Source organism: Amycolatopsis sp. NPDC051071, from assembly GCF_040682875.1.
Taxonomy (GTDB): domain Bacteria; phylum Actinomycetota; class Actinomycetes; order Mycobacteriales; family Pseudonocardiaceae; genus Amycolatopsis.
In genome coordinates this window covers 1-9057 of sequence record NZ_JBFBBY010000244.1, presented here as the reverse complement: position 1 = coordinate 9057, position 9057 = coordinate 1, and the positions used below count along the sequence as shown (strand labels likewise).

Below are 9057 nucleotides of genomic sequence, written 5' to 3'. Positions count from 1 at the left end.
GTCGGACAAGGCTTGCGATCTCGCGGAAGGTCATCCCGAAAGTCGTCTTGTGGGCAAGGGTTTGCAGTACGACCCGTTCACCACCTGAGATCGTCACGCGACGGTCCATGCTCGATTCGATTCCGCTCATAGTCCTTTGCATCACTCAGTTCCGTACGGCCATCTGCCCGTGTCCACATTGCGCTTCTCCATGTCCTCCACAAGGGACAGTCGTTCTGAGACGCGTGTCAGATGCTCGATCATCCGTCCATAGAGCGCGGACAGATGCGGTGGCTGGATACGCTCGTGCTCCCACAAGTCGAGCCACCCAGTCAGCCACACGTCAGCGTCCCGAAGCAACAGGCCAGCGGCGGACGAACGCCGCACATAACCACGTGCGGTCTTCACCGTCGCCTGTACGTCCGCAATATCCCGATGCGCGTCTTCGGTGTACTCACGCGGAAACCAGGTGACAACGGGAAGGCTGATCAACGCGGTCCGTGCATTGTGGACAGATGCAGCACGACGTGCGCGGCGACGGGTGAAATAGCTCATCGCGGTGTCCAGAGCCTCGGCGCCGTACCCCGCACCAAACGAGGTGCCAGCGGATCACCCGGCGTGGGCAACGCGAGAAGCGCGTCCACCACGTCCGCGACAGTCCCGTCACGCTGCCAGAGCAACCCGCCCGTGTGATCCATCCGCAGCGCGCCCGCGTCCGTCTGCGACCCGATGTGCAGCGCGTCCGCAACGCCTTCCGGCCACGGACGCAACCCGGTCACCTTGGTCACGTCACCGTTGGCGTCACAGGACGGCATAAACAGCCAACCCGCGTCACGCAGCTCCGCCAACCGCCGTAATTCCGGGTACGCCCTGAGCACTTCCATATCAGTGCTCATCGCGCACCCTCAGTTGCCCGCCTGTGACGAGCCTGCACCTTGCGTGCCGCACTCCTCGCCAGCTTCAGGAGCCATCCGACAGGCAGCCATGCGGCTACCACGCCCATGAGCGTGTACACAGCGAGGGACGAACGGAGAAGATCAGTCACGTGACTCAGAGTCGCCGGACGTGAACACACAGCGTAGGGAAGGCGACTAGGAAGACGTAGGAAGATATCCTGAGTACGTGGCTACGCCGGTTCCGAACAACCAACTACGCCTTGCCCGCGAAACGATGCCCTCCCGTCGACACCCCGGCACCGAGATGGGCCGTACGGAATTCGCTGCGCTGGTCGCCCAGTGGATCGAGAAACACGACGACAAGGGCCGTCCACACCCGTTCGACCCTGTGCACCTGGGAAAGCTCGAACGAGGTGTGGTCAAGCGGCCAAGCCCACTCATTCGAGCCGCACTGTGCGCCATTCTGGGAGCGACGGAGGGCGAACTAGGGTTCGGAGCCGCACCGGAGGCCGAACGCGTGTCGCAGGCTGCTTCCGGCCGCATTGCGACCGACGCAATCACGCTGGACGCCGTCGCGCGAGTTCTCGCCAGTGTGCGGAGGCTGGAAGATATCGCCGGGGCGGCCGAGGTATTGCCAACGGTCCGCGCACAGGCCGCCCTCGCGACTCAGCTCGCCAAGAACGCACGCGGAAGCGTCCGGACGGAGGCAGTGGGCCTACTCAGCGAGCTTGAGCAGTACCAAGGGTGGCTTTCCATCCCAATTCAACGCTGGGACTCCTCTCGTAAGCATCTTGACCGCGCCAGCGTGCTGGCTCTCGAAGTGGACGACCCGACTCGGCTTTCAACCGCCTTGAGCTTTGCCGCCTACCGCGACCTGAGACGTCACAATTTGAGGTCAGCAGACGCACTGAACGAGGCTGCCGCCCGCGACGAACGGGTGAACGTAGGGCTGCGTACCTACATCAACTTTCAGCGTGCCGAAGTACTAGCCCGCGACGATAGCCGCGCCGAATCCCTCGCCCGGCTCCGCGAAGCGGACGCGCTCACCGAGCAACTGCCACCGCCCGATGAACTCCCGGACTCTGGGTACTGGTACGTGCCGAGCTTCTTTCACGGGCAACGCGCGTTCGTGCTGCACGCGCTGGGTGACCTCCACGCTGCCCGCCAACTAGCCCGCGAAGCAGTCGACCTCATGCCGGAGTCGTGGCGCGACGCCGAGTGGGCCGAACGTCGGCGAGCACTAGCGGAAATCGACTAGCTCGCCCGTAACAGCAGCGACCCCGTACCCGGCGAGCGGGTACGGGGTCGCTGGTCTTCTCCCGGCGGTACCGGTACGCGCTGGGTACGCGCGAGGACAACTAGGGACGGAAACCAACCACAGCCGATGGCAGCTATTTAGCCTGGTCAACCGGGATGCAACAGGATCTTGCGCAGGTCAGAGAGCTGTTTGATGTGAAAGACCCTTTCACAACCTTCAACGTTGCGAAAGTGCCCTTCGCAACACGCGAGCGGGCCACCAACGCCGTTCACGCCACCTTTGACTTACCCCTCAATAACCCTCTCTATCACTCACGACCCCCTCCTGAAACAGCGCAAATTGCTCAAACAGGACACTCGCAGCCCGAAAAGCATCCTTTGTGGATAGTCCAGGAGCGCCGGGACACTGGCGAGCCCGCTGCCTCGCCAAATCCGCCACGCCACATTCGCCGTACCCCTCAAGAGGAAAAGCCCGGACGCGCGAGGCGCGTCCGGGCTTTCCGGTGGTGCTACTGGCTCGAACTCAGAAGTCCATGCCGCCCATGCCACCGGACGGGTCGGCGGGAGCGGCCGAGGCCTTCTCCGGCTTGTCCGCCACGACGGCTTCGGTGGTCAGGAACAGCGCCGCGATGGAGGCGGCGTTCTGGAGCGCGGAGCGGGTGACCTTCGTGGGGTCCGGCACGCCGGCGGCGAGCAGGTCCTCGTAGACACCGGTGGCGGCGTTCAGGCCGTGACCCTGCGGCAGGCCCTTGACCTTCTCCACCACGACGCCGCCTTCGAGGCCGGCGTTGATCGCGATCTGCTTGAGCGGCGCCTCGACGGCGACCTTGACGATGTTGGCACCAGTGGCCTCGTCGCCCTCGAGCTTCAGGCCCGCGAAAGCGGCCTCGGCGGCCTGGATGAGAGCGACGCCACCACCGGCGACGATGCCCTCTTCAACGGCGGCCTTGGCGTTGCGCACTGCATCCTCGATGCGGTGCTTGCGCTCCTTCAGCTCGACCTCGGTGGCGGCACCGGCCTTGATGACGGCAACGCCGCCGGCCAGCTTCGCCAGGCGCTCCTGGAGCTTCTCGCGGTCGTAGTCCGAGTCCGAGTTCTCGATCTCGGCGCGGATCTGGTTGACGCGACCCTGGATCTGGTCGGCGTCGCCCGCACCCTCGACGATGGTCGTCTCGTCCTTGGTGATGACGGCCTTGCGTGCCTTGCCCAGCAGGGAAAGGTCCGCGTTCTCCAGCTTGAGGCCGACGTCCTCGGAGATGACCTGGCCACCGGACAGGATCGCGATGTCCTGCAGGATCGCCTTGCGGCGGTCACCGAAGCCCGGGGCCTTGACGGCGACGGACTTGAAGGTGCCGCGCATCTTGTTGACGATCAGGGTGGCCAGAGCCTCGCCCTCGACGTCCTCGGCGATGATCAGCAGCGGCTTGCCGGACTGGATGACCTTCTCCAGCAGCGGCAGGACGTCCTTGACGGTGGAGATCTTGGAACCGAAGAGGAGGATGTACGGGTCCTCGAGCTCGGCTTCCTGACGCTCCGGGTCGGTCACGAAGTAACCGGAGATGTAGCCCTTGTCGAAGCGCATGCCCTCGGTGAGCTCAAGCTCGAGACCGAAGGTGTTGCTCTCCTCGACGGTGACGACGCCTTCCTTGCCGACCTTGTCCAGCGCCTCGGCGATGAGCTCGCCGATGGTGCGGTCAGCGGCCGAGATCGAGGCGGTAGCAGCGATCTGCTCCTTGGTCTCGATCTGGACGGCCATCTTGTGCAGCTGCTCGGTGATGGCCTCGACGGCCGCCTCGATGCCACGCTTCAGGCTGATGGGGTCGGCCCCGGCGGCGACGTTGCGCAGACCCTCGCGGACGAGAGCCTGTGCGAGCACGGTGGCGGTGGTGGTGCCGTCACCCGCGACGTCGTCGGTCTTCTTGGCAACTTCCTTGACGAGCTCGGCCCCGATCTTCTCCCAGGGGTCCTCGAGCTCGATCTCTTTGGCGATGGAGACACCGTCGTTGGTGATCGTCGGCGCGCCCCACTTCTTTTCGAGCACGACGTTCCGGCCCCGCGGGCCGAGGGTCACCTTGACGGCTTCGGCGAGGATGTTCAAGCCGCGCTCAAGACCGCGGCGGGCGTCCTCGTCGAACGCGATCAGTTTGGCCATTGCGGTGTGGTCCTCCGGTATTGGGCGCCACCGCCGCGCTGCGTTCTGAATATCTCAGCAGCGGCGGCAGCAGGACTCTTCCTCGGCCAGGCTCGGTGCCCGCGACGGACGACCCACCCAATGAAGGGTGCGGCCTCACCGTCCCGGCCTTCAGGCGAGCGGTCGGTGACCGCCTGCCTGGCACTCGACGGCGTCGAGTGCCAATGCCGTGTTTAGCACTCTCCGGGGTCGAGTGCAAGAACCGCAGGTCAACGCGGTGGTGCGTCAGCTGCTCGGTTTGATGGAGATCGACGTCGGCGGAGCCTTGCCCGACGACTCCGGAGCCTGGGACTGCGAGGCGCCGGGGCCGACCGGGATGTTCGGCGCGGTGGTCTGCGGGCCATTGCCGCTGTTCGAGTCACCGAAGATGAAGATGGCGGCGACGATCGCGCCCGCCACCACGAGGACGCCGACGATGATCCAGATCCACTTGGCGCCACCGCTCTTCTTGGGCTGGAAACCGCCCTGTTGCCGCGGCGGCGGTCCGTAACCCGGGGGCGGGCCCTGCTGGAAGCCACCCTGCTGCTGAAAACCACCCTGCTGAGGCGGCGGGCCGTAACCCGGCGGCGGCCCCTGCTGGTAGCCGCCCTGCTGGAACCCGCCCTGCTGCTGTGATGGCGGGCCGTACCCGGGCGGCGGGCCCTGCGGCGGGGGACCCTGCGGCCCCGGTCCCTGCTGGCCGTAGCCCGGCTGCTGCTGTCCTCCGTACGGGTGCACGGGGCCCCCCTCTCCCTGTGACGGCGTGTTCTGCCTCGGCGCCTGCTGCGGAACGGCCTGCTGGACCACGGTCGCGGCACCGGGCGGACCCGGCGGCTCGTTCGACGTGGCGAGCGAACCCAGCGCGCGCCTGGCGGCCGCGATCATCTCAACACAGTTCGGGTAGCGATCGGCGGGATTCTTCGCCATTCCCTTCCGGATCACCTCGTCGATGCCCGCCGGCAGGCCGACGATCCGCGAGATGGCCGGGGGCTCCCCGTTCAGGTGACCCTTGATGACCGTCTGCACATCACCCTTGAAGGGCGGGCTTCCGGTCAGGCAGGCGTAGAGGACACAGGTGAGGGCGTACTGGTCGGTGCGGCCGTCGAGCGGCTCACCGCGCAGATGCTCGGGTGCGGCGTAGGTCGGCGAGCCGAGGAAGTCGCCGCCGCGGGTCCGATGCCCGGTGGCGCCGCGGCGGGTCAGCCCGAAGTCGGCGACGTAGACGTGCTCGCGCGAGGTCTCCTTGCTGGTGACCAGCACGTTGGCCGGTTTGACGTCGAGGTGCACGAGACCGCGGTTGTGGAGGGTGTCGAGTGCGTCGGCGACCTGGTCGAGCATGGTGAGGGCGCGGACGGGCGCGATCGGGCCGCCGGAGATGAGGCCGGCGAGGTCCCCGCCGTCGACCATGCGCATGGCGATGTAGAGCATGCCTTCGAGCTCACCGAAGTCGTAGAGCGGCACGACGTTGGCATGGTCGATCGCGGACGTGTTCCGCGCCTCGTCGACGAAGCGTTCGCGGAACTCGGCGTCGGCCCCGAGGTGATCACCGATGACCTTCAGTGCCACCTTGCGTCCGAGCCGCACGTCCGTGGCCTTGTAGGTCACGCTCATGCCGCCCTTGCCGAGCACACCGTCGATGCGGTAGTTGCCCAGCCGGCGACCGGTCAGGTCCCCCGACTCATCGCCTGTCACGCAGCGCAGCCTAACGCGCCAGTTCCCGGAAGCGCCGGGGGTTGGCCCGAAGTCTCTACGAGACCTTGCGTACGTCCGCCGCCTGACTCCGCCCGTCACGCCCGGACTGGACTTCGAATTCCACCCGATCACCCTCGTCGAGCGTCCGGAAACCGTCGGCCTGAATGGCCGAGTAGTGGACGAAGACGTCGGGCCCCTCGGTGGATTCGATGAATCCGTAGCCCTTTTCCGAGTTGAACCATTTGACGGTGCCGACTGCCACGGCGCCCTCCCTCAGCACGGGATCCGCCACCGTGTCTGCCCCGGACGGCGGTTTCGAGTGCGGTTCACGCTACCCGAATCACCGGCGTCGGCAATGGTCGATTCGCCCTAAGATCAGCCGTGAAAAAGCCGCCTATTGCGTGCTTGCACAAGGACGCGTCCTGGTCCTGCGAAGTCAAGGGCGAGCCCTTCGCCGCTGCGGACCGACTGCGGACCGGACTGGTCGACGGCACGGAGACGGCACTGCACGGTGTCCGGGTAGGCCAGCAGGAAGTCCGGCCGCACGGTGACGAGCTCGCCCGCGGTGAGCTCGAAGGCGTCCACCGGGCCCTGCGCGGACAGTACGAGCGGGCCGGTTCCGCTGTAGTGCTCCAGGAAACCGGTGTCGGCCCCGAAGAGTTTCCGCAGCGGCGCCCAGCCGGGGTCCTGCCGGATGGTCGCCGGTCTGGCGAGGATCGCGTCCCGGCTCACGCACCAGCCCGCCCCGCCGGTGAATTCCAGCGGGTAGACGTCGCCAGCGGTCAGTGGCGCGAAGTCGATCCAGCCGCCGCCTTCCGGCGCGTTGAACACCGAGGGCGCGGTCTTGTTCGCCCGCGAACCACCGCGGGCGGGAACGGTTTCGGTGATGCCGAAGCTGCTGGCCAGCATGGTGTCCCCGGCGGCCTGGACGGCTTCGCCGGGGGACAACAGGATGCGCGCGACCCCGAAGTTGGGGGTGTGCCTGGTCTGGACCCGCATGGCTCAGCGCGCGGGGACCTGGGCGATCACCCAGGCGGACAGCGCCGACGGGTTGCGGGTCTGGGTGAGGAGCTGACCCGGCCCGGCGAAGTCGAAGACCAGGCCTTCACCGCTCTTCATCGACTGGATGATGCCGGTGGCGACCTTCCGGATCTGGTACTGCACGGTGTCGGCGAACGCGACGACGTGCCCGGTGTCGATGGTGATCACCTCACCTTGCTGCAGGGTGACCGTCTCCAGCGCGCCGTAACAGGCCACGACGAGCGGGCCCTGTCCGGTCGCGTGTGTCAGGAAGCCGCCCTCGCCACCCGCGAGGTTCTTGAGCCCGCCCCATTTGGTCTCGGTCTGCACGCCGTGCGACGACGCGAGCCACGAGCCGCGGGTGACGCACCAGCCGGTGCGGCCGTCGAGGTTGATGATCTGCATGTCACCGGGCAGGTTCGCGGCGACGTCGACCCAGCCGCCGTTCTGCGGGGCGGTGTAGGTGGAGATGAAGAAGGACTCGCCGGCGAGGAAGGCGCGGCCGAGGCCCTTCATGATGCCGCCCTGCGCCTGGGACTGGACCTGCACGCCATAACTCGTCGCCATCATCGCGCCGGACTCCACTTGCGCGGGTTCACCCGGCGCGAGCATGAGCCTGGCCACCGCGAACGACGGCTGATGACGGATCTGAACCTGCATGGTCTTCTCTCCCCGGTGGTCGTTGTGACGCGCAGAGTCTCGCATGCGACCACCGAGGGGGAGGATGGTCGGCGTGATCTCCGTCGACGCCCACCGTGAGACCGTCACCGGCCTGCTCGGAAACGCCCCTGTCCTCCGCCTTCCGCTCGCTTCCGCCGCCGGGCTGGTCTTGGCCGAAGACGTCCTCGCGGGGGTTTCGCTGCCCCCGTTCGACAACTCCGCGATGGACGGTTACGCCGTCCGCGCCGCCGACATAGCCACCGCCGGCACAGCGCCGGTGACGCTGCCGGTCGCCGACGACATCCCCGCCGGCCGGATCGACATCGCGAAGCTGGAACCGGGCACCGCGCACCGGATCATGACCGGCGCGCCGCTGCCGCCCGGCGCCGACGCGGTGGTGATGGTCGAGCAGACGGACGGCGGCGTGACGGACGTCCGGATTCTCAGGACAGCCGTCCCGGGCACGCATATCCGGCGGCTGGGTGAAGACGTCGTCGAAGGGACGGTGGCGCTTTCGGCCGGAACCGTGCTCGGCCCGGCGCAACTCGGCCTCGCCGCGGCCGTCGGACTCGCCGAGGTTCCGGTGCGGAGGCCGTTGAAGGTGCTCGTCGTATCCACCGGTACCGAACTCGTCGACGCGCCGAATCCCTTGCGGCACGGGCAGATCTACGAATCGAACAGCATCATGCTTGCCGCCGCGATCCGCGCGCTCGGCTGCGAGGCCGAGGTTCTGCGCAGTGTCGTCGACGACGTGGACGAGTTCCGCGCGGTCATCGAGCCGCGGCTGGCGGACGTGGATCTGCTGGTGACTTCGGGCGGCGTCAGCGCGGGCGCGTACGAAGTGGTGAAGGACGCGCTGACCGGGCAGGGGGTGGAATTCCGGAAGGTCGCGATGCAGCCGGGCGGGCCGCAGGGCTGCGGACGCTGGAACGGCGTACCGGTGGTGACGCTGCCGGGCAACCCGGTGAGCGTGCTCGTTTCCTTCGAAGCGTTCCTGCGGCCGGCTTTGCTCACCGCGATGGGACATTCCGGCGTCGACCGGCGGCAGGTGCGGGCCCGGCTGACCGAGGCGATGACGTCGCCCGCCGGAAGGCGTCAGTTCCGGCGGGGCTTCTACATTCAGTCGGAAGGCGAGGTGACCGGGATCGTCGGGCCGCGTGGCGGGCCGGGCTCACATCTGCTGGCGTCGTTCACCCAGGCGAACTGCCTGATCGTGCTGCCGGAGGACGTGGACTCGGCAGCGCAGGGTGACGAGGTGGACGTCCTGCTGCTGTGACACCCGCGGCAGGGCTTGCGCGTGAAGGCCCCCTTCCCTCGGCTGAGCCGAGGGAAGGGGGCCTTCACGCGACCCCGCAAAGCAGGGCGGATCGCAACTAGACGACA

9 protein-coding genes are annotated in these 9057 nt (G+C 67.3%); 2 read left to right on the top strand and 7 right to left on the bottom strand.

Going from position 1 to position 9057, the window contains the following annotated elements:
- Positions 1–141: 141 nt before the first annotated feature.
- Both AB0M65_RS38685 and AB0M65_RS38680 read right to left on the bottom strand, forming a co-directional pair.
- Entirely contained in the window at positions 142–534 is a 393-nt protein-coding gene (locus AB0M65_RS38685; RefSeq protein WP_364039846.1) for a hypothetical protein, read from the bottom strand.
- Positions 531–875: a hypothetical protein gene (locus tag AB0M65_RS38680; protein ID WP_364039843.1), complete on the bottom strand. Its 345-nt coding sequence runs from the start codon at positions 873–875 to the stop codon at positions 531–533. Before AB0M65_RS38680 ends, AB0M65_RS38685 begins: the two co-directional genes overlap by 4 nt.
- 226 nt (positions 876–1101) lie before the next feature.
- On the opposite strand from AB0M65_RS38680, the gene AB0M65_RS38675 reads away from it, so the two are divergent.
- The gene (locus AB0M65_RS38675; RefSeq protein WP_364039840.1) at positions 1102–2133 is read left to right on the top strand and encodes an XRE family transcriptional regulator; all 1032 of its coding nucleotides are present in this window, start codon (positions 1102–1104) and stop codon (positions 2131–2133) included.
- 522 nt (positions 2134–2655) lie between these two features.
- Here AB0M65_RS38675 and groL read toward each other — a convergent pair.
- The 5 genes from groL to AB0M65_RS38650 all read right to left on the bottom strand — a co-directional run bounded on the left by groL (position 2656) and on the right by AB0M65_RS38650 (position 7674).
- Positions 2656–4284, bottom strand: a complete 1629-nt coding sequence (groL, locus tag AB0M65_RS38670; RefSeq protein WP_364039837.1) for a chaperonin GroEL — start codon at positions 4282–4284, stop codon at positions 2656–2658.
- 264 nt (positions 4285–4548) lie between these two features.
- On the bottom strand, positions 4549–5994 hold the full coding sequence (locus AB0M65_RS38665; RefSeq protein ID WP_364039834.1) for a protein kinase: 1446 nt from the start codon (positions 5992–5994) through the stop codon (positions 4549–4551).
- Positions 5995–6049: 55 nt separating this feature from the next.
- A complete protein-coding gene (locus AB0M65_RS38660; RefSeq protein WP_005164266.1) occupies positions 6050–6256 on the bottom strand; it encodes a cold-shock protein in 207 nt (68 codons plus the stop codon).
- Between the two features lie 113 nt (positions 6257–6369).
- On the bottom strand, positions 6370–6993 hold the full coding sequence (locus AB0M65_RS38655) for an AIM24 family protein (protein WP_364039830.1): 624 nt from the start codon (positions 6991–6993) through the stop codon (positions 6370–6372).
- Positions 6994–6996: 3 nt separating this feature from the next.
- On the bottom strand, positions 6997–7674 hold the full coding sequence (locus AB0M65_RS38650; protein WP_364039828.1) for a TIGR00266 family protein: 678 nt from the start codon (positions 7672–7674) through the stop codon (positions 6997–6999).
- Between the two features lie 73 nt (positions 7675–7747).
- On the opposite strand from AB0M65_RS38650, the gene glp reads away from it, so the two are divergent.
- On the top strand, positions 7748–8950 hold the full coding sequence (glp, locus tag AB0M65_RS38645; RefSeq protein ID WP_364039826.1) for a gephyrin-like molybdotransferase Glp: 1203 nt from the start codon (positions 7748–7750) through the stop codon (positions 8948–8950).
- Positions 8951–9057: the final 107 nt, after the last annotated feature.

Bases quoted from the DNA above. Each gene is read 5' to 3' on its own strand.
- AB0M65_RS38685 (WP_364039846.1), bottom strand. From the start codon at position 534: ATGAGCTATTTCACCCGTCGCCGCGCACGTCGTGCTGCATCTGTCCAC.
- AB0M65_RS38680 (WP_364039843.1), bottom strand. From the start codon at position 875: ATGAGCACTGATATGGAAGTGCTCAGGGCGTACCCGGAATTACGGCGG.
- groL (WP_364039837.1), bottom strand. From the start codon at position 4,284: ATGGCCAAACTGATCGCGTTCGACGAGGACGCCCGCCGCGGTCTTGAG.
- AB0M65_RS38655 (WP_364039830.1), bottom strand. From the start codon at position 6,993: ATGCGGGTCCAGACCAGGCACACCCCCAACTTCGGGGTCGCGCGCATC.
- AB0M65_RS38650 (WP_364039828.1), bottom strand. From the start codon at position 7,674: ATGCAGGTTCAGATCCGTCATCAGCCGTCGTTCGCGGTGGCCAGGCTC.